The following is a 21,069-nucleotide window of genomic DNA, read 5'->3' as shown; positions in this document are numbered from 1 at the left end:
AGTGGGGCCTAACAATCCGCGACATTCCTTTGAAATCGTTTGATTTCGGTACACAGGCAAGGGGAAAACGAATGATGGCCAGAGGCCTGATGGTCGCCGGACTGCTCGCCGCGTCGCTCGCGGCGGTCGCCCAGGTGCCCTACTTGTTCAGCTACAACCCGGGTCCGTCCCGCGGCACGAAATGGGTGGCCAAGGCCTCCGACGGCGACGCCGAAGGCGCGGCCTCGGTGGTCTCGTCCTCGCCGCGTCCGGTGTGGGCGCGGGTCTGCTACACCATCGGCCCCTCGGACTCCACCGTGTCCGTCTACGCACAGACCCGCAACGAAGAGGCGCGTGCGTTCGAGATCGCCTGGGGCGGGTGCAGCGACGTGTTCGGCACCAGCATCTGGATCGGCAATCCGCACGGCCAGCCGGTCGGCGGGTATTACGGCGTCGCGCCGGCCACCCCCATCGACTGACCGTCGCAGCCGAGCTGCACTTGATTTCCCTGGCTCCGTCCGGTCGGGTCCGGCCGGAGCGCTTCCCTCGTCGCCCGCGTCCTTGTAGTCGCTCGTTGTGAGACGTCGTTCGAGACGTCCTTAGAAAACCTGGAGGATTCCATGCTTGCCACTTCCCGCCTCGTTTCTCCGTCCAGCCTCGTGCTGAAGTCCGCCCTGGTGCTGTCCCCGCTGCTGCTGGCCGGCTGCCTGGCCACCGCGCCGACGATGGGCGAGAACAAGGGCACCGTCTCCGGCGCCGCCGGCGGCGCGACGGCCGAGAACAAGAACAGCCAGCTCGAGCATTGCGACGAGACGCTGGGCACGCTGACCATCTTCGAGGACAACAACGCCCCGTGGTGGTCGCAGCTGCGCGAGCGCCAGCTGGGATCGACGGTGCCGGTGCTGCGCCTGATGGTGCAGCAGTCCAACTGCTTCGTGATCGTCGAGCGCGGCAAGGCCTTCGCCAACATGGAGCGCGAGCGCGCGCTGATGCAGTCGGGTGAAACGCGTGCCGGCAGCAACTTCGGCCAGGGCCAGATGGTCGCCGCCGACTACACGATGAGCCCCGAGATCCAGTTCTCCGGCAAGACCGGCGGCGGCGGCGGCGGCATCGGGACCGGCGCGATCGGCCTGCTGACGGCGGTGGCGGCCAACATCAACCAGAACGAGGCCGCCACGACGCTGCTGCTGGTGGACAACCGCTCCGGCGTCCAGATCTCGGCTGCGGAAGGCACGGCCAAGAACTTCGACTTCGGCTTCGGCGGCGCCAGCTTCTTCGGCAACGCCGCCGTGGCCGGCGGCGCGTACGGCAAGACGCCGGCCGGCAAGGTGATCGTCACGGCGTTCGCGGACTCGTACAACCAGATGGTCAAGGCCCTGCGCAACTACAAGGCGCAGCAGGTCAAGGGTGGTCTGGGTGCCGGTGGCCGACTGGGCGTGTCGGGCGGTTCGACCGCGGCATCCAAGGAAGTCGATCAGGCCGCGGCACCCGCGAAGGCGGCACCGAAGGCGGCCGCCAAGCCGGCGGCGAAGAAGCCCGCGACCACGACGACGCCGCCGGCGACGAAGTGATCGTGCGGTGAGGAGGGACGGGTGGTCGGGAGACCGCCCAACTGCGCTTCGCCAAGCGCGGGCTCTCCACGCAGCAGGGGGCATCCCTCCGGGAACCCCCAGCAGCATTCCGGCCCCACTCACAGCGGCTGACGTCCTCAAGCTTGAGGGCGTGGCGTGCGGGGTGGGGCTTTTGCTTTGGCGTTCGCTTTACTGCTTCTCGATCTGCGTGCGCAGGCGCTCTTCCTGCTCGCGCAGTTCAGGCGTGAAAGCCTCGCCGAAGTCCTCGGACTCGAAGATCTGACGGATCTCGATGTCGGAGTCCGTCACCTGCGGGTTGGGGCACTTCTTGACCCACTCGATCGCCTCCTGCAGCGACGCGCACTGCCAGATCCAGAAGCCGGCGATCAGTTCCTTCGTTTCGGCGAAGGGGCCGTCGATGACCTTGCGCTCCTTGCCGGAGAAACGCACCCGCGCCCCCTTGCTCGACGGCTGCAGGCCGTCGCCCGACAGCATGACGCCGGCCTTCACCAGTTCCTCGTTGTACGCGAACATCGCGGTGATCAGCTCCGTGCTGGGCATCTCGCCCGCTTCGCTGTGGCTGTCCGCCTTGACGATGACCATGAATCGCATGTCGGTCTCCTGATGCAGTCCTGAAAATGGAAGAGGGTGGACCCGCCATTCAACGAATGGCGCGTCTCACCCTCATGACGTTCGGCGGATCCCGCTTTCGACATCGTCGATATCGTCGACAGCGGCCCCGACGTTTTCTTCAGTGGCGGATCAGCAGGACTGGTGCGCCCCGATCACGCGGCCAGCAGCTGGCGCAGCACGTAAGGCAGGATGCCGCCGTGGCGGTAGTACTCGACCTCGATCGGTGTGTCGATGCGCAGGATCAGCGGGACGCGGCGCTCCGGCGCGACGCCGTCGGCCGCGCGGATCACCAGCGTCGCTTCGGATTGCGGCTTGATCTCGTTGCCGAGTTCGATGTCGATGACCTCGTCGCCCTTCAGGCCCAGCGATTCCCACGAGTCGCCCGCGCGGAACTGCAGCGGCAGCACGCCCATGCCGACCAGGTTGGAGCGGTGGATGCGCTCGAAGCTCTTGGCCACGACCGCGCCGATGCCCAGCAGCTGCGTGCCCTTGGCCGCCCAGTCGCGGCTGGAGCCGGTGCCGTACTCCTCGCCGGCGAAGATCACCGTCGGCGTGCCGGCGGCGATGTAGCGCATCGCGGCGTCGTAGATGAACAGCTTCTCGCCGCCCGGCTGGAACAGCGTCAGGCCGCCTTCCTCGCGCGCGCCGTCGGGCTTGGCCGGGATCATCAGGTTCTTGATCCGGACGTTGGCGAAGGTGCCGCGCATCATGACTTCATGGTTGCCGCGGCGCGAGCCGTAGCTGTTGAAGTCGGCCTTGAGCACGCCCTTGTCCTTGAGGTAGGCGCCGGCGGGCGACACCTCCTTGATCGCGCCGGCCGGCGAGATGTGGTCGGTGGTGATCGAGTCGCCGAACAGCGCCATGATCCGCGCGCCCTTGACGCCCGCTTCCTGGGCTTCGGGGATCTGGGTGAAGCGGTCGAAGAAGGGCGGCTGCGCGATGTAGGTGCTCTTGGGCCAGCCGTAGACCTGGCCGGTGCCGCCCTTGATCTTCTCCCAGAGCTTGCCGGGTTCGGCCTTGACCTTGCCGTAGTTGGCGCGGAACGCGTCGGGATTGAGCGCCAGCTTCAGCAACGCATGGATCTCGTCGCTGGTCGGCCAGATGTCGCCCAGGTACACCGGCTTGCCGCCCGTGCCAAGGCCGACAGGCTCGGTCATCAGGTCGCGCGTCACGTTGCCGGCGATCGCGTAGGCGACCACCAGCGGCGGGCTGGCCAGGAAGTTGGCCTTGATGTTGGGATGGATGCGCGCCTCGAAGTTGCGGTTGCCCGACAGCACCGCCGCGCAGACGAGGTCGTTGCCGGTGATCGCCTCGTTGATCTCGGGCGTGAGGTCGCCGGCGTTGCCGATGCAGGTCGTGCAACCGTAGGCGGCCACGGAGAAGCCCAGCTTCTCCAGGTAGGGCAGCAGGCCCGCGTTCTGCAGATACTCGGTGACGATGCGCGAGCCCGGCGCCAGCGAGGTCTTGATGTGCGGCTGGACCTTCAGGCCGGCCTCGACCGCCTTCTTGGCCAGCAGGCCGGCGGCGAGCATCACGCTCGGGTTGGAGGTGTTGGTGCAGGAGGTGATCGCGGCGATCAGCACGTCGCCGTTGAAGATCTCCAGGCCCTTCTGCGTCCCGCCGAGCGGGAAGGACTTCGGCAGCTTCTCGACGGGCTGGTTGAACCCGTTCTCCGCGACCGGCTTCGTGTACAGCGAGGCGAAGGTCTTGGCCAGGTCGGTGATGACGATGCGGTCCTGCGGGCGCTTCGGACCGGCCAGCGAGGGCACGACGGTGCCCAGGTCCAGCGACACCACCTGGCTGAAGCGGATGTCGCCCGCCTTGGGAACGCCGAACAGGCCCTGCGCGCGGAAGTAGGCCTCGAAGGCCTCGATCTCGTCCTGCGTGCGGCCGGTGCCCTGGAAGTAGTCGATGGTGCGCTCGTCGACCGGGAAGAAGCCCATCGTCGCGCCGTACTCGGGCGCCATGTTGCCGATGGTGGCGCGGTCGGGGACCGACAGCGAGGCGGTGCCTTCGCCGAAGAACTCGACGAACTTGCCCACGACCTTGGCCTTGCGCAGGATCTCGGTCACGGTCAGCACCAGGTCGGTCGCGGTGACGCCCTCGCGCAGGCGGCCGCTCAGCTCGAAACCGACGACGTCCGGCGTCAGGAAGTAGACCGGCTGGCCGAGCATGCCGGCCTCCGCCTCGATGCCGCCGACGCCCCAGCCCACGACGCCGACGCCGTTGATCATCGTCGTGTGGCTGTCGGTGCCGACCAGCGTGTCGGGGTAGTAGACGGGGTCCTTGCCGCCGGTCTTGTGCACGCCGCGGGCGAGGTACTCGAGGTTGACCTGGTGGACGATGCCGAAGCCGGGCGGGACGACGCCGAAGGTGTCGAAGGCCTGCATGCCCCACTTCATGAACTCGTAGCGCTCGCGGTTGCGCTCGAACTCGAGCTTCATGTTCAGGTCCAGCGCCTTCGGGCTGCCGAAGTGGTCGATCATGATCGAGTGGTCGACGACCAGGTCGACCGGCACCAGCGGCTCGATCGTCTTCGGGTCCTTGCCCTGCGCCTTGGCGACGTTGCGCATCGCGGCCAGGTCGGCCAGCAGCGGCACGCCGGTGAAGTCCTGCAGCACCACGCGCGCGACGACGAAGGGGATCTCCTCGTTGCGGGGCGCGTTGGGCTGCCAGTTGGCGAGCTGCTCGACATGCTCCTCGGTCACGCGCTTGCCGTCGCAGTTGCGCAGCACCGACTCGAGCACCAGCCGGATCGACACCGGCAGCTGGTTCACGTTGGGGAAGCGCTTGGCCAGCTCGGGCAGCGAGTGGTACTTGCCGCTCTTGCCGGAGGCGGTCTTGAAGCTGGCGACGGTGTTGGCGAATGCATGGGGCATGGCTGACTCCTTGGCTTTGGGGTCCTGGCGCGCTCCTGGCATTCGAGGAGGCGGGACGGTTTCTCTTCGGACGATGACGTAGCGGGTATCGGGGCTGATTGTGGCCTCGGGCGGCGGGCTTGTGATGACTCCTTCGGGCGAGCTTGTGCGAGGGCGCAACGTCCCCGCCATCCCCCCGCCATCCCCCCGCGTACCGTCTCCGGCGCTGCCCATGGGCCTGCGGATGGCGGCAATGTCCCCAGTCCGGGCGGGGCGTGGGGCATTGGCTAACATCGCCGCAGGACTTCTAGGCCGCCAGCACCCGGGCCGACAAGAACTGACCCCCGGGGGTGCTTCCGACCAACATTCTTTCGTAGCGTTTCGGACGAGGAATCCATGGATCAGGAACTGTTGTCCCCCGAGTCGGGCGCCGCCACCCGCGCGGCGGACGTGATCGCGGCGCCCCCCGGCGCGCCGCCTCCGCTGCCGCCCGCCGGACTCACGCTGCTGCAGCGGCTGTTCTCCGCCTATCCGGGCAGCATGGGACTGCGGCTCGGGCACTGGGTGACGCGGCTGGGCCGGATGGCCCACCAGCCGGCCGAGTTCACCCTGGTGCTCAACGACCCCACCGCGCTGCGGCGCCTGCTGCTCGGCCGTGACCCCCTGCGTTTCGCCGAGGCCTACTTCACCGGCCAGATCGACGTCGAGGGCGACTTCTTCGCCGCCCTGCAGCTCAAGGACCACCTGCCGGCGCTGACACTGTCCTGGAGCGACCGCTTGCGCCTGGCCGTGCGGCTGCTGGCGCCGGTGCCGCCCGCGACCGACGGGGACCTGCGCGCCGGCGGCGTGCGCCGCCACACGCGCGCGGAGAACAAGGCCGCCATCGCCTTCCATTACGACCTGTCCAACGACTTCTACGCGTTGTGGCTGGACCCGGCGATGGTCTATTCCTGCGCCTACTACGAGACCGACGACACCCCGCTCGCGCGTGCCCAGTGGGCCAAGCTGGACCACATCTGCCGCAAGCTGCGGCTGCAGCCGGGCGAGGAGCTGCTGGACATCGGCTGCGGCTGGGGGGCGCTGGTGATGCATGCGGCGCGTCATTACGGCGTGAAGGCCACCGGCATCACCCTGTCGGAGCGGCAGCTGGCGCTCGCCCGCGAGCGCCTCGCCGCGGCCGGTCTTCAAGGACAGGTGGAGGTCCGCCTGTGCGACTACCGCGACATGACGGGGCAGTTCGACAAGATCTCCAGCGTCGGCATGTTCGAGCATGTCGGCCTGAGGAACCTGCCGACGTATTTCGCCAGCGTGAACCGGCTCCTCAAGCCGGCGGGGCTGTTCCTGAACCACGGCATCACCCATGAGGAGGACGGCTGGGGGCAGGCGCTGTCGTCGAAGTTCATCAACCGCTACGTCTTCCCGGACGGCGAGCTGGACCGGGCGAGCAACGTGATGCGGGTGATGGAGCAGGCGCAGTTCGAGCTCCATGACGTCGAGGGCCTGCGCATGCATTACGCCAAGACGCTGCGCGCCTGGGTGGCGAAGCTGGAGGAGGGCCACGACCGGGCGCTCCAGTACGTGGACGAAGCGCACTACCGGATCTGGCGCCTGTACATGGCGGCCTCGGCACTGGAGTTCGAGACCGGTGAACTGGGCCTGTACCAGATCCTGGCCAGCAGGCGCGACGGCGGTCCGGCCCCGGTGCCGCTGACGCGGCGGTACATGTACGACGCCCGCTGAACGCATGCCCCAGGCCCCGTGGAGTGCCCGCGCCCGGCCGTCCGACGTCTTTCTCCAACTTTCCCCACCGCTTTACCCGCCCTCAGGGGGAACGCGCGTTGACCGGCGTCGGGTCGGCGCGCAAGATCCCCGCCATGGGGATCCGTCATGACGAAGTCAGGAACTGGCGGACGGCGGTCGAGCAGGGCGCCTTCGGCGTCTGGGACTTGAACCCGCTGCTGGAACTGGTGCATTACTCGCCGCGCTGGAAGGAACACCTGGGCTTTCCGCATCCGGAACAGCCCGACAGCACCGCGTTCTGGCGCTGCCGCGTCCATCCCGAGGACCTCGACGCGATGATGCTGACGCTGCGCGCGCACTTCGACGGCTTCACCGATACCTACGAGCAACGCTTCCGGCTGCGCAGCAACGGCTCGGGCTATCGCCACGTGCTCTCGCGAGGCCGCGTCGTGCAGCGCGACCACCGTGGCGATGTGCAGCGGATGCTGGGCACGATGGTGGACCTGACGGTGAGGCCGGCGACGCCGTACCAGGACCGGTTCATGGGCGGACACCATCCGATCGGCTCGCTGGGCTGCGTGCCGTTCCATGCGCTGCTGGAGGACGGCAACGAGGCGCTGCTCGATCAGGTGGCGGGGATCCTGGCGGCGTCGCTCAGGCAGGCGACGACCGCGCCCTGAGACGATCGGCCTCCCGGCCAGCACCGCAGCCTTCCTCCCCACCCTCGCCCGCAAGCGGGAGAGGGCGCAAGAAGGGGCGGGCGCGACAGCTCCTCAGGTCACCGGCGCCGGATTGAACAGCACCAGCGCGTTCGCGAGCTTGTGCTGCTCGGCCCAGGTCTTGCGGCCGGAGGCCACGTCCAGCATCAGCCGGAACATCTCCCAGCCCATCTCCTGGATGGACTTCTCGCCGTCGGCGATCTGGCCGGCGTTGATGTCCATCAGGTCGTGCCAGCGGCGCGCCAGGTCGCTGCGCGTCGCCACCTTGATCACCGGGCATTCCGCCAGGCCGTAGGGCGTGCCGCGGCCCGTCGTGAAGACGTGCAGGTTCATGCCCGCGGCGAGTTGCAGCGTGCCGCAGATGAAGTCGCTGGCCGGCGTGGCCGCGTAGATCAGCCCGCGCTGGTCGCGCGTCAGCTTGTTGCCCGGCGACAGCACGCCCGAGATCGCCGAGCTGCCGCTCTTCACGATCGAGCCCATCGCCTTCTCGACGATGTTGGACAGCCCGCCCTTCTTGTTGCCCGGCGTGGTGTTGGCGCTGCGGTCGACGCTGCCGCGCTCCAGGTACGCGTCGTACCAGGCCATCTCGCGCACCATCGCCTCGGCCACGTCGGTCGAGCTCGCGCGCGAGGTCAGCTGCGCGATGCCGTCGCGGACCTCGGTGTTCTCGCTGAACATCACCGTCGCGCCCGCGCGCACCAGCAGGTCGGCGCAGTAGCCCACCGTCGGATTCGCGGTCACGCCCGAGAACGCGTCGCTGCCACCGCATTGCACGCCGACCACCAGCTCCGAGGCCGGCACGGTCTCGCGACGGCGCTTGTTCAGGCGTTCCAGGTGGAAGGCCGCCTGCGTCATCACCGAATCGATCATCGACATGAAGCCGACGTGCTTGGCGTCCTGCAGGCAGACGACGTCGAGCGCTTCCGGCGCGACAGACTCGCCGCGTTGATCCGCGATCGGGATCACGCCCGGCGGCATCAGCCGCTCGGGCTGCAGCTTCTCGCAACCCAGGCTGACGACCATCACCTCGCCGCCGAAGTTGGGGTTGAGGCTGATGTTGCGCACCGTGCGGATCGGGATCACCGCGTCCGGCGCGTCGATCGCCACGCCGCAGCCGTAGGTGTGCGCCAGGCCGACGACGTCGTCGACGTTCGGGTACTTCGGCAGCAGCTCGCGCTTGATGCGGTCCACCGCGAACTCGACCACCCCCGCCACGCATTGCACCGTCTGCGTGATCGCCAGGATGTTGCGCGTGCCCACGGAGCCGTCCGCGTTGCGGTAGCCCTCGAAGGTGTAGCCCTCCAGCGGCTCCAGCGCGGGCGCCTTCACCGTGGCCATCGGCAGGCCTTCGAGCTCGCGCGCCGGCGGCATGCGCAGCAGGCGCTCGTGCACCCAGCTGCCGGCCGGGATGTCCTGCAGCGCGTAGCCGATCGGCACGTTGTAGCGCAGCACCGCCGTGTCGGCCGGCAGGTCGACCAGCGCGACCTTGTGGCCCTGCGGCACCTGGTTGCGCAGCACCAGCCCGGAGGGCAGCACCGTGCCCTCGGGCAGTCCGCCGTCGTTGGCGACGATGGCGACGTTGTCGGCCTCGTGCATCTGGATGGTCAGCGGGGAGGTGATCATGGTCGTGTCCTGGGTCGGTTCAACCTGGGGAAATGGGAGGAGCGAAGGCGCGGTCCGCCGCGCCTTCGCCTTCAGACGTTCAGACGGGCTTCAATTCGACGCGCTTGATCTCGCCGACGATGAGCAGGTAGCTCGCCACCGCGACCAGGGCGTGCGCGCCGACGAAGATCAGCGCGCCGTTGAACGACTTCGTCGTCTGCACGATGTAGCCGATCACGATGGGCGTCACGATGCCCGCGACGTTGCCGAAGGTGTTGAACAGCGCGCCCGACAGGCCGGCGATCTCCTTGGGCGAGGTGTCCGACACCACCGCCCAGCCCAGCGCGCCCAGGCCCTTGCCGAAGAAGGCCAGCGCCATGATGCCGACGACGACGGCCTCGATGCCGACGTAGTTGCACGCGATCATCGAGGTCGACAGCAGCATGCCGACCACGATCGGCACCTTGCGCGCGAAGGTCAGCGAATGGCCGCGGCGCAGCAGCCAGTCCGAGATCACGCCGCCCAGCACGCCGCCGGCGAAACCGCAGATCGCGGGCAGCGCCGCGACGATGCCGGCGTTGAGCAGCGACATGCCGCGTTCCTTGACCAGGTAGATCGGGAACCAGGTCAGGAAGAAATAGGTGAGCACGTTCACGCAGTACTGCGCGATGTAGACGCCCATCAGCATGCGGTTGCCCAGCAGCTGCTTGAGATAGCCGAGCTTGGGGCCGGCCGCCGCCTTCGCCTTGCCGTCGCTCGACAGCAGCGCGCCGCCGGACTCGATGTGCTCGCGTTCCGCGGCCGTGATCGTCGGATGATCGGCCGGGCTGTTGTGCATGGTGCGCATCCACACCACGCTCATCACGATGCCCAGCGCGCCCATGAAGTAGAAGACCTCGGACCAGCCGACCGCGTGCACGATCCAGGCCATGATGGGCGCGAACAGCACGGTGGCGAAGTACTGCGCGGAGTTGAAGATCGCCGACGCGGTGCCGCGTTCCTTCACCGGGAACCAGGCGGCGACCATGCGGCCGTTGGCGGGGAAGGAGGGCGCTTCGGCCAGGCCGACCATCAGGCGCATCAGGAACAGCGACGCCACCGCCAGCGGCAGGCCGAAGAGCATGGCATCCATGCCCATGTGATGCACGCTGCCCTGCAGCATGGTGAACAGCGACCAGAGCAGGATGCTCCAGGCGTAGACCTGCTTGGCGCCGAACTTGTCGAGCAGCCAGCCGCCGGGCAGCTGGCCCAGCACGTAGGACCAGCTGAAGGCCGAGAAGATGAAGCCCATCTGGATCGAGTCGATGCCCAGTTCCTTGGACAGGACGGGGCCGGCGACGCCGACGGTGGCGCGATCCGCGTAGTTCAGGACGGTCACGGCGAAGATCATCGCCAGCACGCCGAAGCGCGCGCGGCCGATGCCTGCCGCGGCCGAGGAAGAGAGGGATAACTGCATGTTGTCTCCGGATCGTATCGAGGGCCGGTCTGCGCCGGCTTCCTTGTCGGAATAGCCCGGGGTCGGGCTTGGAATCAGCTGGGGATCCAGCCTGTCGTCAGGCCTGCGTGTAAGCCGTCTTCACCGTCGTGTAGAACTCGGCGGCGTAGCGGCCCTGCTCGCGCGGGCCGTAGCTCGACGACTTGCGGCCGCCGAACGGCACGTGATAGTCCACGCCCGCGGTCGGCAGGTTGACCATCACCATCCCGGCCTGCGCGTGGCGCTTGAAGTGCGTCGCGTGCTTCAGCGAGGTGGTCGCGATGCCGGTGGCCAGGCCGAACGGCGTGTCGTTGGCCAGGTGCAGCGCCTCGTCGTAGTTCTTGGCCTTGATCACGCTCACGACCGGGCCGAAGACTTCTTCGCGGTTGATGCGCATGGCCGCCGCGGTCTCGGTGAAGAGCGCCGGCGTCAGGTAGAAGCCGGGCGCGCCCGCGCTGCTGCTGGCCACGGCCTCGCCGCCGGCGGCGAGCGTCGCGCCCTCGGTCTTGGCGATGGCGATGTACTCCAGGTCCTGCGCGAGCTGGCGCTCGTCGACGACCGGACCGATGTCGGTGCCGGCCTTGCGGGCGTCGTCGACCTTCAGCGTCTTCATGCGCTCGACCATCGCGGCCACGAAGCGGTCGTGGATGCCTTCGGTGACGATCAGGCGCGAGGACGCGGTGCAGCGCTGGCCGGTCGAGAAGAAGCCGCTGTTGATCGCGGCCGCGACGGCGACGTCCAGGTCCGCGTCGTCCAGCACGACGAACGGGTTCTTGCCGCCCATCTCCAGCTGGAACTTGGCGCCGCGCGCCACGCAGGCCGCGGCGACGCGCTGGCCGGTGGCCACGCTGCCGGTGAAGCTGATGGCGTCGACGCCGGCGTTCTCCAGCAGCTCGGCGCCGACCTCGGAGCCGCGGCCCATGACGAGGTTGAAGACGCCGTCGGGCAGGCCCGCGCGCTTGAGGATGTCGGCCAGGGCCCAGGCCGAGCCCGGCACCAGGTCGGCGGGCTTGAGCACCACGCTGTTGCCGAAGGCCAGGGCCGGGGCGATCTTCCATGCGGGGATCGCGATCGGGAAGTTCCACGGCGTGATCAGGCCGACGACGCCGATGGGCTCGCGGGTGACCTCGACGCCGACGCCGGGGCGCACGGACGGCACGACCTCGCCGCCGACGCGCAGCGCCTCGCCGGCGAAGAACTTGAAGATGTTGCCGGCGCGGGCGACTTCGCCGATCGCTTCGGGCAGCGTCTTGCCTTCCTCGCGGGCGAGGAGGTCGCCGAGCTCGGCGCGGCGCGCGAGGATCTCAGCCCCGGCGGCGTCGAGCACGTCGAAGCGCTGCTGCGGCGTGGCCAGGCTCCACTTGCCGAAGGCGTTGCGCGCGGCGGCGATCGCGGCGCGGGTCTGCGTCACGTCGGCCTGGGCGTATTCGCCGACCACGTCGCGCGTGTCGCTCGGGTTGATGTTGCGGGAAGCGCGGGGGCCGTCGACCCACTCGCCGTTGATGAGGTTCTTGAACATGGCGGACTGCTCTCTGTCTTGGACTGCGCTTCGCTCGTCGCCACCGGGGGACGCGGCGAGGGAAGGGGAACGCGCGCCGCCGTGACGACCGGCGCGCGTCGTGGGTCGTTACTGCGGACCCAGCTTGGAGATCAGCGCGCCCAGTTCGTCGACTTCGGCGGGCTTGAGGTCGGACAGCGGCGGGCGCACCGGACCGGCGGTGTGGCCGATGAGGGTGGCGCCGGCCTTGACGATGGAGACCGCGTAGCCGTGGCCCTTGTTGCGCAGGGCGATGTAGGGCAGGAAGAACTCCTTGATCAGGCGGTCCGTCGTCGCGGTGTCGCTGGCGGCGTGGGCGTTGTAGAAATCGATGGCGGTCTTCGGGATGAAGTTGAAGACGGCCGACGAATACACCGGGCAGCCCATGGCGCGGTAGGCGCCGGCGAAGACTTCGGCGGTGGGCAGGCCGCCCAGGTAGCTGAAGCGGTCGCCGAGGGTCTGGCGGATGGAGACGAAGGATTCGATGTCGCCGAAGCCGTCCTTGAAGCCGATCAGGTTGGGGCAGGTGTCGGCCAGCTTGAGCAGCGATTCGGGCGTCAGGCGGCAGGCGCCGCGGTTGTAGACGATGACGCCGAACTTGACACTGCGGCACACGGCCTGCACGTGGGCGACCAGGCCTTCCTGCGACGCTTCGGTCAGGTAGTGGGGCAGCAGCAGGATGCCCTGGGCGCCCAGGCGCTCGGCTTCCTGCGCGTACTGGATCGCGACCTTGGTCGGGCCGCCGGCGCCGGCGATGATGGGCATGCGGCCCTTGCAGGTCTCGACGGCGACGCGGATGACGTCGCTGTATTCCTTGGGCTCGAGCGAGAAGAACTCGCCGGTGCCGCCGGCGGCGAACAGGGCGGTGGCGCCGTAGGGCATCAGCCATTCGAGGCGCTCGGCGTAGGGCTTGGGCGCGAAGTTCAGCTGGGCGTCGAAGTCGGTCAGCGGGAACGACAGCAGGCCGTGGGAAATCGTCTCTTTGAGGGCTTGGGGCGAGGTCATGAGGGGCTTGTCTCCGTGGCTACAACAGCGCTGGACCCGTCATCGCATCGGGATTGGTACCGGTACCAGCGTGAGCGGATGGTAGCGAGCAGGACATCACGGTTCAAGAGGGATGTCGTACAACTGCGGGTAATCACCTAACCGTTCTTCGCGCAGCGTCCCCCAATGGAGGGCGCTCATTCGCGGGCGCCCATTGGAGGGACCACTTCAGAGGGGGAGAGCTAGGGGTAGTGGGTCGCGGGAGCGGCATCTACAACCGGTAGGCGATCGAGGGGAAGCAGTCCGCTTTGTTCCCGATGCGCCGGGGCCGTCTGAAAGGCCTCGTCGCGGCATGAGCCACGCAGTCATCAGGCCTTACAGCCCTATCAGCTTTACCAAGGAGTCAGCCATGAGAACCGAAGCGAGAACCGCTTTCCAGCAGCAGGTCATCGAAGCGCTCGTCGAGAGCAAGGCCATCAACATCGACGCGGTGAGCGCGACCTTCGCCAAGTTCGGCGAACGCGCCCTGCTGCAGGGCGAGCCGCTGGTCACCATCATCAATCGCCACGCCATCTGGAACTGCGGCTGGCCGGGACCGGAGCTGGACATCCTGCGCAACGTCCCCCAACTGCGCGAGTGACGAGATGAACGCGGTTGTCTCGATGCTTCCGGTCCGGCCGATGGTGGGCAGGCGGTCGGTCGCGACCCGGCGTCGGGACGACCTGCTGGGCCGTGTGCACCTCGCGGTGCGCCTGGCCCGGAGAACCTTGAAGGCGGCCGCGGCCGCGGAGGAGGAGGCGCCGGTTGAAGGCGGCGCGGACCGGCCCGCCGCGCTCGTGCTCGGCAAGGTCGTGGGCGAGGCCGCGATGCTGCTGCGCACGACGGCGCCGCTGCGCGGGGAGGACGAGACGCTCGATGTCGAGGCCCGGCTGCTCGCCGTTCAACTCGTGGCGCAGGCGCGTGGGGCGAGGGTACGCGAACGCCTGTGCAACGACGCGGGCCGCGCGCTGGAGCATGCGTCGGCGCATCTGTTCCTCGGCGACGCCGGATATCCGGACGAGGCGTTCGAACGGCTGCTCGACGACATCCTCGACGGCGAGGACGCCTGCGGCCCGGAACGCCTGCCGAATCACCAGCTCGAATGCGCCTGGCTCGACCAGATCCGGCGCGGTCGCGTCGACGTCGAACCGATCGATGAGGAGCTGCTGGTCGCGACGTGCATCGGGTGGCCGCTCGATGTTCTGGGCTGCTCGACGCTGGACCTCTACATGTTCACGCACGTGGTGATGTACGCGTCGGACATGGGGCGGCGCCCGGTGCCTCTGCCGCGGCCGGTCGAGGACATCCTCGCCGAAGCGGAAGCGGGTCTGGCCGCGGCGCTCGATGCGGACAACTTCGATCTGGCGGCGGAGCTGCTATGGACGTGGCCGATGCTGCGCCAGCCGTGGAGCGTGGCGTCGGTTTTCGCGTTCGACGTGCTGGCGCGGGCCCAGGACCAGCAGGCGTTCCTGCCGGGCCCGGACTACGCGCGTTGGGCTGCGCGGTCCGGACATGGCCTGGCACACGAGGAGGTGGTGATGCGCACGTCGTATCACGCCAATCTCGTCATGGGCATGCTGTGCGCTGTCGCGCTGCAGTCGGGCATGGAACTGCCTCAGGAACTGCTGCTCGCGGCACCGTCGCGGCAGATGCGCCATCGCTCCGGCGGAGACCTGCTCGACAGCTTGCCGGCGAGAGCGCTCGTGCCTCGCTGGCAGCGGGACTTCGTGGCGCTCGGGGAACGCCAGCGCGGGGCGTTGTCGTCCCTGTGCTTCAGCGTCTGGTTCCGCCGGGCGGCCTCGGCCAACGACATCCCGCGACTGCGCGAAGCCCTGGCCGCGACGCTGGAGCATGACGATTGCGACGGGCCGTCGGCGCATCAGGCCCTGCGGCGCCTTCAGCGCATCACGGCCATCGGTCGCCTGCAGGCGGAGGCGATGGCCTCGCGCTGATCGCCGGCCGTCCTCTCGGCGCCTACGCCGGCCCTCACCCCGCCCTCTCCCGCAAGCGGGAGAGGGAGTCCGACAGGCTCCGCTCGCAGCGCCGGCTCCTCTTTCTCCCTCTCCCGCCTGCGGGGGAGCAACCGTGTCAAGCACTTGCAGCGGAGGACCTGCTGCTCCCTCTCCCGCTTGCGGGAGAGGGCGGGGGTGAGGGCCAGCGGACTAGGCAGTCAACGATAGCGCTCGTGCAGCCAAATCACTTCACGTCGACGACGGTCCCGAGCGAGAAGGCCCCCAGCGTCGCATCCCAGCGTTGTCCCGACGCGGCGTTGTCGGCATTGGCCCAGCGGATCGCGAATCGCGCGTCGGTGGCCAGGCGCGCGTCGCCGTCGGGCAACGCCACGCTGACCTGGTAACGACCGGCCGGCAGATCGGCCGGCACGGACGCGGCGAGCGTCGCCGCCTGGTCAACGCCGCCCGGCAGCCACGTGCGCGGATCCGCGCCGGAGGCGTCGATGCGGCGCACCTCACCGCTCGTCGCGTTCTTGAGCACCAGCTGCACGCCGCGCGGATTGAACACGCGCGCCCAACCGTCATTACGCAGATCCAGACGAACACTCAAGGCCTGACCTCGCGCCACCGACACCGCGTGCGACACCTTCACCAGGGCCAGCCGATAGCCCATCTTCCGGCGCACCTCGGCCATGCAGCCGCCTTGCACCCACTTGTCGTGGAAGGCGGTGCGGTAGTACTCGTCGTTGAGGTAGGTCAGGTTGTAGCGGGCGCCCTCGCCGAGGATGTCCGCGCATTGGCTGCGCGGTACGGCGCCGGCTTCGTCGGCCGGGTTGCAGGTCTCGCCGCCGAACGGAGCGAGGTCGCCCAGCCGGTCGACGTAGTCGCGCTGCTTGGTCGCGGTGGCCGTGTTGTCGTCGTAGGTGCCGACGTCCGTCTTGCTGGCGAGGAAGCAGTCGTTGTGCACCCCGACGCGCAGGCTGCCGGTCAGCACCGCGCTCAGGGTCGGCAGCGTCGGCGTGCCGTCCATCACGTAGGGCGGATAACGCAGTTGGATGAAGCGGCTCGCCGGCAGCGCGGCGAGCAGCGCATCGCGGATCTGGTTGCGGCTGGCCGCCGCGGTCAGGTTGTTGGAGGAGGTGTGCCACTCGCCCCACGCGCCGATGAAGCCCGCCTGCATGAACGCGATGACATCGGCGTTGCGCTGCAGGACCGGCTTGAACTGCGTGATGTGTGCGAGCACGCGTGACAGCGGCGCGTCCTTGGCGTTCTGGTAGTCGACCTCGGACTCCGGATAGTTGTAGACGACGCGGATCACCAGCTTCACGCCGGCGGCGCGTGCGTGATCGAGCGCCGTCTCGACCTGCGCGAGCAATGCCGGGGTCAGGTCTGAACCGCGATAGGCCGACAGGTCCAGCTTGGAGAACAGCAGGCGATATCCGGCCTTGTAGGCGTCATCGGCGTCGGCGCGGGTGAAGGTGTCGAGGTTGGCCCAGGTCCAGCGGTAGAAGCCGCGCTCGGGGTTGGGGAGCTCGGCGTCGGTCGCGGTGAAGGTGGCGACAGTCTGGGGATCGTCGGTGCCAGCGGGCGGCACCGGCGTCGGTACCGGCGTGGTCGTCGGTGTTTCCGGCGTCGGCGGGACGGTCGGTGTCGTGGGCGTCGAAGGCGTGGTCGGCGTCGTCGGTGTGGACGGCGTTTCCGGTGTTGTCGGCGTCGTTGGCGAGCTGGCGCCGGTCGGCGGCGGGGTGGTGGCCACCGGCGGCGGCGAGGCCTCGCTCGATCCCGAACCGCCGCCACAGGCCGTGAGGACGGCCATCGAGAACACCGCGGCGATCGGGCTCATGCCCAGGAACGGACGGCGGAGGAGGCGGGGCTTCTGCATGGATTCGGCTCATTGGCTGGTTTGTTGCCAATGTATTTCTGCAGAAGCCAGGAACGCCGATACCGAGCGCAACAGAGTGCTTCGCGGGCGGTGTTTGGAAAAAGTCTTTCGCGACGCGGCGCGTCGAAAGCGCCGTCGCCGCCGGCGATCAGAACATCGTGTTCCTGTTCGCCGCCTTCTCGGGCACGTCCTGCGAGACATCCCAGTGCTCGACGATCTTCCCGTCCGCGACGCGGAAGATGTCCACCACGGCCTGGCCGCGATCGTTCGGGTCGACCTTGAAGTGGACGTGCAGGTAGACCAGATCCCCGGACGTGGCGCTGCGCACGATGCGAGACGTCGACTTCGGGTGCTCCTTGAAGAAGCCGCTGAAGTAAGAGACGAACGGCGCCTTGCCGTCCGGGACGTCGGGGTTGTGCTGGCGGTAGCTGTCGGCGACCACGCGCGCCGACGCGATGTCGTGCTTGTTGAAGAAGCGGTCGTAGAAGTCGAGCACCAGGGCGCGGTTGGTCTCCTCCTGGGAGAGCTCGCGCGCTGGCGGCGGTGCGGCGTGCGACGCGCCGGCGAGCAGCAGGGCGCCGGCGAGGAAGAGGGAAAGGGTGCGGGATTGTTGGTGCATCGTCAGGTCCGTGGTGGGAGGGGGTACTCGAAACAAGGCTGGCTGAGTCGCTTGAGGCTGGCTGGGCGTGCGGCGATGCTATCTGCTCGGCATGACCCGGCGATGCCCGCCTCGCCATCCTTCGGAACGAGGGCGCCTCGAGGCCATATGCATATCCGCGGAACTCATTTGGACGCGCCTTCGGCGGGTGTTAGCTTCCGGCCGTTTCCTGCATTGGGGAACCCGACCCGGAGCCCTCGATGTCCACCAAGGCCTTGCCGCAGCAGTTGCCCGCGCTGCAGTCGCTGATCCATTTCGAATCCGCCGCGAGGCACCTCAACTTCACGTCGGCGGCCGAGGAACTCGGCGCGACGCAGCCTGCCGTCAGCCTGCGCATCCGCAAGCTGGAGGACGAACTGGGGCTGCCGCTGTTCGACCGGCTGCATCGCGGTGTGCGCCTGACCCACGAAGGCGAACGCCTCCTCGAGACGGTGCAGCAGACGCTGGAGGCCTTGCGCCTGGTCACCGCCGACATGCGGACGCAGCAGTCGCGCCGCACCTTGACGCTGTCCACGGACTTCGGATTCGCCAAGCTGTGGCTGCTGCCGCGCATGGTCGCGCTGCGCCAGGCCATTCCGGAGTTGCAGCTGCGCGTCCTGACCTCGCAGAGCGAGCCCGATGCCCGTGTCGGCGTGCCCGACCTCAGCGTCATCTTCGGCGAATGCCCCGACGCCGGCTCGCATCGCCTGCTCTTCGCCGAGTCCGTGGTGCCGGTGTGCAGTCCGGCGCTGTTGCGCCACGGCCTGCCCACGCCGCGCGAGCTGGCGGCCATGCCGCTGCTCCAGCTGGAGCAGCACGGCCCGACGGCGCGTTGGATGAGCTGGGCCGACTGGTTCCGCGGTCGCGGCCAACGCGCGCCCGCGGCGTCGGACGCGATCACCTTCAACGACTACTCCCTCGTCGTCCAGGCCGCGGTCTCCGGCCTGGGCGTGGCGCTCGGCTGGGCGCCGCTGGTCGACGACCTGCTCGCCAGCGGCGAACTCGTGCAGGCCGACGCGCAACCGCTGCAGACCTCGCGCGGCTACTTCCTGTCGACCCTGCGGCCGTGGCAGTCGCACGGGCTGCAGGGACGGTTCTGCGACTGGCTGGTCGCCGAGTGCGCGCGCACCACGGCGCTCAGAAATCTCCCGCCACGGTGATCGCCGCGGTGCGCGGCGCGGCCAGCAGCAGCGTCTGCGCCGTCCCGTTCGGATCGCTCGTGACGAAGCCGTTCGTGCCGATGGCGGCGACGCTGTCCTTGTCAAACAGGTTGCTCACGCTCACCTGCACGCGCCATGACTTCACGAAGCCGCCGCCCGGACGCTTCACCCCGGCGCTGAGATCCCAGCGCGTCGCGCCCGACACGCTGTTGTCGTTGAGGTAGGTGTAGTAGCGCCGGCTCGCGTAGTGCGCGCCGAGCTGGCCGAACCACTGGCCGTCGTCGTAACGCAGGCTGGTGTTGGCGAGCCAGCGCGGCGCGTCCACCACCTGCTTGCCGGCCGTGGCGACGAGGACGCCGTTGTCGACGAAGTCGTCCCGGTACTTGGCGTCGTTGAAGCTCAGCGTGTTCCACCAGCGCAGGTGGCGCAGCGGCGACCAGGACAGGCCGGCTTCCACGCCGTGGGTCTTCACGCGGCCGACGTTGGCCAGCACCGACGGATTGCCTTCGATGGCGGCGCCTTGCTGGATCGCGAGCAGGCGATGCTTGAAGTCGACCTGGTACGCGGTGATGGAGGCTTCGAGCGCCGACGCCCCGAGGTCGCGATACCGCCAGCCGCCTTCGACCGTGGTGGAGCGCTCGGGTCGCAGTTGGCCCCGCGTGGCCTGGAAGCCGGCGTCGGTCGAGGCGAACGGGGAATCCTCCATCGCCGCGGCCTTGTAGGCGCGCAGGTTGCGCGAGGCCGAGGCGAACAGTTCCTGCGCCGGGGCTAGCTTCCAGTTCACCCCCAGCTGCGGCAGGAAACGCCCGCGGGCATCGATGCTGCCGGTCTTCTCCGGGCCCGAACGCGTGTGGACGCTGTCGGAGCTGACCAGCGACTTGACGCCGACGTCGGCGCGCAGTTGCGAGGACAGGCGGATCGAATCGGCCACGTGGAACTGCAGGGTCCGCGTGTCGAAGCGGTAGTCCCAGCGCGTGGATGTCGGGTCCCTTGGCGCGTCGTACGGCGAGATCGGACCGGCCGCCTGGGAGTAGAAGCGCATCGCCTGGTCGAACCGGTTGTCCTCCAGCCAGAAGCCGGCCCGCAGGTCGTGCGCGCCGGTGCTCACCTCCAGCGTGGACAGCACGCCGGAACGACGGATGCCGTACTCCACCGTGCGCAGCGAGACGGGCACCGCGTCGGAGGACGGGGCGTAGGGCGTGAACCACAGGCTCGGGCCTTCGTCGCGGTGGTGGTAGACCGTCGTCTTCAGCCCGACCTGATCCGTGATGCCCCAGTCCAGCGTCGCGCCGGTGAGCACGTCCCGGCGTTGGCCCGACCCCGCGTAGTACGCGTCGTCGATCGAGGTCTCGCCGCGCGACCACTGGCCCCGGGCGGAGTGCAGCGCCGCGTTCCAGTCCGCGTAGTAGTTGTCCCAGCGGGTCCCCAGCCGGCCGATCATCTCCTTGGACAGGTCCTGGTAGTCGACCTCCTGGCGGCGCGAGTAGTTGAGGAAGGCGCTGAGCTTCACGTCGCCGAGCGTGCTCACCAGCTTGCTGTTGAACTGCTGCTGGCGCTGCTGCCCCTGGCCCTTCCACTTGTCCGAACGCTGGTCGACGACGCTGACCGCGAGGCGCGTGTCGCCGGCGAATGATCCCGATTCAAGCCGCACGAAGGTCCGCCGCAGCGCATCCTCGCCGACCGTCGTCTCGGCGTGGGCGCCGCGGTGCGGAGACGGATCGAGCGAGCGGAATTCGATCGTGCCGCCCAGGTTGCCGCTGGACGCCGTCTGCAACGAGCCCGCGCCCTGCGACACCCGCACGTCGCCGATGTTCTCCGAGGCGATGGCGCGGCTGATGTGCAGGCCGTTGTGGTTGCGGTAGCTCATGTCGCCCAGCGGCACGTCGTCGAGCGTGTAGCCCAGCTGGTTCTGGCCGAAGCCGCGGATGGTGAGCTTGGTCGACCATTCGTAGGCGCCGAAGGCGTCGGCCGACTGGAAGTTCACGCCGGGCAACTTGTTCAGCACTGCCAGCGGGCTGCTGCCGGGGAGGGCCTCGCTCAGGTCGCTCGGACGCAGCGAATTGACCTGGCGCGACTGGCCGTTGCCGAAGACCGTCACCGCGTCGATCGTGGATGCGGGGCCGGCGGCGGCGGTCGATGTGGACGTGGCCCCGGCGGTGCGCGTGGAGGCGGACGCGGCTGGGGCCGGCGCGCTGACGTCCTGCTGTGCCATGGCGGACCACGGCAATGCGGCAAGGACCAGGCAGACGGGCGTGCGCTTGAAGGAACGGATCATGGCGTATGGCTGAGGGCGTCTCGGGAC

Annotated in this window: 16 protein-coding genes; 7 read left to right on the top strand and 9 right to left on the bottom strand. The window is 68.7% G+C overall.

Going from position 1 to position 21,069, the window contains the following annotated elements; genetic code table 11:
* The first annotated feature begins 71 nt into the window (after window positions 1-71).
* Complete coding sequence (locus tag ACQ859_RS22960) at window positions 72-458, top strand: hypothetical protein (protein WP_431256323.1); 387 nt, start codon at window positions 72-74, stop codon at window positions 456-458.
* Window positions 459-599: 141 nt separating this feature from the next.
* Window positions 600-1,550, top strand: a complete 951-nt coding sequence (locus tag ACQ859_RS22955; RefSeq protein WP_431262920.1) for a CsgG/HfaB family protein — start codon at window positions 600-602, stop codon at window positions 1,548-1,550.
* A gap of 189 nt (window positions 1,551-1,739) precedes the next feature.
* Here ACQ859_RS22955 and ACQ859_RS22950 read toward each other — a convergent pair whose 3' ends face one another.
* Window positions 1,740-2,162: a YciI family protein gene (locus ACQ859_RS22950; protein WP_431262919.1), complete on the bottom strand. Its 423-nt coding sequence runs from the start codon at window positions 2,160-2,162 to the stop codon at window positions 1,740-1,742.
* A gap of 173 nt (window positions 2,163-2,335) precedes the next feature.
* On the bottom strand, window positions 2,336-5,062 hold the full coding sequence (gene acnA / locus ACQ859_RS22945; protein ID WP_431262918.1) for an aconitate hydratase AcnA: 2,727 nt from the start codon (window positions 5,060-5,062) through the stop codon (window positions 2,336-2,338).
* 375 nt (window positions 5,063-5,437) lie between these two features.
* Here acnA and ACQ859_RS22940 point away from each other — a divergent pair, with 375 nt between their 5' ends.
* The gene (locus ACQ859_RS22940; RefSeq protein ID WP_431262917.1) at window positions 5,438-6,781 is read left to right on the top strand and encodes a class I SAM-dependent methyltransferase; all 1,344 of its coding nucleotides are present in this window, start codon (window positions 5,438-5,440) and stop codon (window positions 6,779-6,781) included.
* Between the two features lie 134 nt (window positions 6,782-6,915).
* A complete protein-coding gene (locus tag ACQ859_RS22935; protein WP_431262916.1) occupies window positions 6,916-7,461 on the top strand; it encodes a PAS domain-containing protein in 546 nt (181 codons plus the stop codon).
* Between the two features lie 93 nt (window positions 7,462-7,554).
* Here the strand turns inward: ACQ859_RS22935 and garD are convergent, their stop codons facing one another.
* From garD to kdgD, 4 genes are all read right to left on the bottom strand, one after another.
* Window positions 7,555-9,123 (bottom strand): galactarate dehydratase, encoded by a 1,569-nt coding sequence (garD, locus tag ACQ859_RS22930; protein WP_431262915.1) that lies wholly within the window; start codon window positions 9,121-9,123, stop codon window positions 7,555-7,557.
* 79 nt (window positions 9,124-9,202) lie between these two features.
* On the bottom strand, window positions 9,203-10,558 hold the full coding sequence (locus ACQ859_RS22925) for an MFS transporter (RefSeq protein ID WP_431262914.1): 1,356 nt from the start codon (window positions 10,556-10,558) through the stop codon (window positions 9,203-9,205).
* Between the two features lie 97 nt (window positions 10,559-10,655).
* Entirely contained in the window at window positions 10,656-12,095 is a 1,440-nt protein-coding gene (locus ACQ859_RS22920; RefSeq protein WP_431262913.1) for an aldehyde dehydrogenase family protein, read from the bottom strand.
* A gap of 108 nt (window positions 12,096-12,203) precedes the next feature.
* On the bottom strand, window positions 12,204-13,118 hold the full coding sequence (gene kdgD / locus ACQ859_RS22915; RefSeq protein ID WP_431262912.1) for a 5-dehydro-4-deoxyglucarate dehydratase: 915 nt from the start codon (window positions 13,116-13,118) through the stop codon (window positions 12,204-12,206).
* A 388-nt stretch (window positions 13,119-13,506) separates the two neighbouring features.
* Here kdgD and ACQ859_RS22910 point away from each other — a divergent pair, with 388 nt between their 5' ends.
* Together ACQ859_RS22910 and ACQ859_RS22905 are read left to right on the top strand one after the other, a co-directional pair.
* On the top strand, window positions 13,507-13,737 hold the full coding sequence (locus ACQ859_RS22910; RefSeq protein WP_377153175.1) for a hypothetical protein: 231 nt from the start codon (window positions 13,507-13,509) through the stop codon (window positions 13,735-13,737).
* Between the two features lie 4 nt (window positions 13,738-13,741).
* A complete protein-coding gene (locus tag ACQ859_RS22905; RefSeq protein ID WP_431262911.1) occupies window positions 13,742-15,088 on the top strand; it encodes a DUF6895 family protein in 1,347 nt (448 codons plus the stop codon).
* Between the two features lie 244 nt (window positions 15,089-15,332).
* Here the strand turns inward: ACQ859_RS22905 and ACQ859_RS22900 are convergent, their stop codons facing one another.
* Complete coding sequence (locus ACQ859_RS22900; protein ID WP_431262910.1) at window positions 15,333-16,970, bottom strand: DUF4832 domain-containing protein; 1,638 nt, start codon at window positions 16,968-16,970, stop codon at window positions 15,333-15,335.
* A 148-nt stretch (window positions 16,971-17,118) separates the two neighbouring features.
* Entirely contained in the window at window positions 17,119-17,589 is a 471-nt protein-coding gene (locus tag ACQ859_RS22895; RefSeq protein ID WP_431262909.1) for a nuclear transport factor 2 family protein, read from the bottom strand.
* Between the two features lie 239 nt (window positions 17,590-17,828).
* Here ACQ859_RS22895 and ACQ859_RS22890 point away from each other — a divergent pair, with 239 nt between their 5' ends.
* The gene (locus tag ACQ859_RS22890; protein ID WP_431262908.1) at window positions 17,829-18,767 is read left to right on the top strand and encodes a LysR substrate-binding domain-containing protein; all 939 of its coding nucleotides are present in this window, start codon (window positions 17,829-17,831) and stop codon (window positions 18,765-18,767) included.
* Here ACQ859_RS22890 and ACQ859_RS22885 read toward each other — a convergent pair.
* The gene (locus ACQ859_RS22885; RefSeq protein WP_431262907.1) at window positions 18,745-21,042 is read right to left on the bottom strand and encodes a TonB-dependent receptor; all 2,298 of its coding nucleotides are present in this window, start codon (window positions 21,040-21,042) and stop codon (window positions 18,745-18,747) included. The genes ACQ859_RS22890 and ACQ859_RS22885 overlap by 23 nt on opposite strands.
* Window positions 21,043-21,069: the final 27 nt, after the last annotated feature.

The sequence above is a fragment of the Roseateles chitinivorans genome, assembly GCF_050632235.1.
Lineage (GTDB): Bacteria > Pseudomonadota > Gammaproteobacteria > Burkholderiales > Burkholderiaceae_C > Roseateles > Roseateles chitinivorans_A.
This window is presented reverse-complemented; position numbering and strand designations above follow the sequence as displayed.

Excerpts from the sequence above, each read along its gene's own strand:
- ACQ859_RS22925 (WP_431262914.1), bottom strand. The coding sequence starts at position 10,558 with ATGCAGTTATCCCTCTCTTCCTCGGCCGCGGCAGGCATCGGCCGCGCG.
- kdgD (WP_431262912.1), bottom strand. The coding sequence starts at position 13,118 with ATGACCTCGCCCCAAGCCCTCAAAGAGACGATTTCCCACGGCCTGCTG.
- ACQ859_RS22950 (WP_431262919.1), bottom strand. The coding sequence starts at position 2,162 with ATGCGATTCATGGTCATCGTCAAGGCGGACAGCCACAGCGAAGCGGGC.
- ACQ859_RS22955 (WP_431262920.1), top strand. The coding sequence starts at position 600 with ATGCTTGCCACTTCCCGCCTCGTTTCTCCGTCCAGCCTCGTGCTGAAG.
- ACQ859_RS22895 (WP_431262909.1), bottom strand. The coding sequence starts at position 17,589 with ATGCACCAACAATCCCGCACCCTTTCCCTCTTCCTCGCCGGCGCCCTG.
- ACQ859_RS22940 (WP_431262917.1), top strand. The coding sequence starts at position 5,438 with ATGGATCAGGAACTGTTGTCCCCCGAGTCGGGCGCCGCCACCCGCGCG.
- ACQ859_RS22910 (WP_377153175.1), top strand. The coding sequence starts at position 13,507 with ATGAGAACCGAAGCGAGAACCGCTTTCCAGCAGCAGGTCATCGAAGCG.
- ACQ859_RS22920 (WP_431262913.1), bottom strand. The coding sequence starts at position 12,095 with ATGTTCAAGAACCTCATCAACGGCGAGTGGGTCGACGGCCCCCGCGCT.
- garD (WP_431262915.1), bottom strand. The coding sequence starts at position 9,123 with ATGATCACCTCCCCGCTGACCATCCAGATGCACGAGGCCGACAACGTC.
- ACQ859_RS22890 (WP_431262908.1), top strand. The coding sequence starts at position 17,829 with ATGTCCACCAAGGCCTTGCCGCAGCAGTTGCCCGCGCTGCAGTCGCTG.
- ACQ859_RS22960 (WP_431256323.1), top strand. The coding sequence starts at position 72 with ATGATGGCCAGAGGCCTGATGGTCGCCGGACTGCTCGCCGCGTCGCTC.
- ACQ859_RS22905 (WP_431262911.1), top strand. The coding sequence starts at position 13,742 with ATGAACGCGGTTGTCTCGATGCTTCCGGTCCGGCCGATGGTGGGCAGG.
- ACQ859_RS22935 (WP_431262916.1), top strand. The coding sequence starts at position 6,916 with ATGGGGATCCGTCATGACGAAGTCAGGAACTGGCGGACGGCGGTCGAG.
- ACQ859_RS22885 (WP_431262907.1), bottom strand. The coding sequence starts at position 21,042 with ATGATCCGTTCCTTCAAGCGCACGCCCGTCTGCCTGGTCCTTGCCGCA.
- ACQ859_RS22900 (WP_431262910.1), bottom strand. The coding sequence starts at position 16,970 with ATGCAGAAGCCCCGCCTCCTCCGCCGTCCGTTCCTGGGCATGAGCCCG.
- acnA (WP_431262918.1), bottom strand. The coding sequence starts at position 5,062 with ATGCCCCATGCATTCGCCAACACCGTCGCCAGCTTCAAGACCGCCTCC.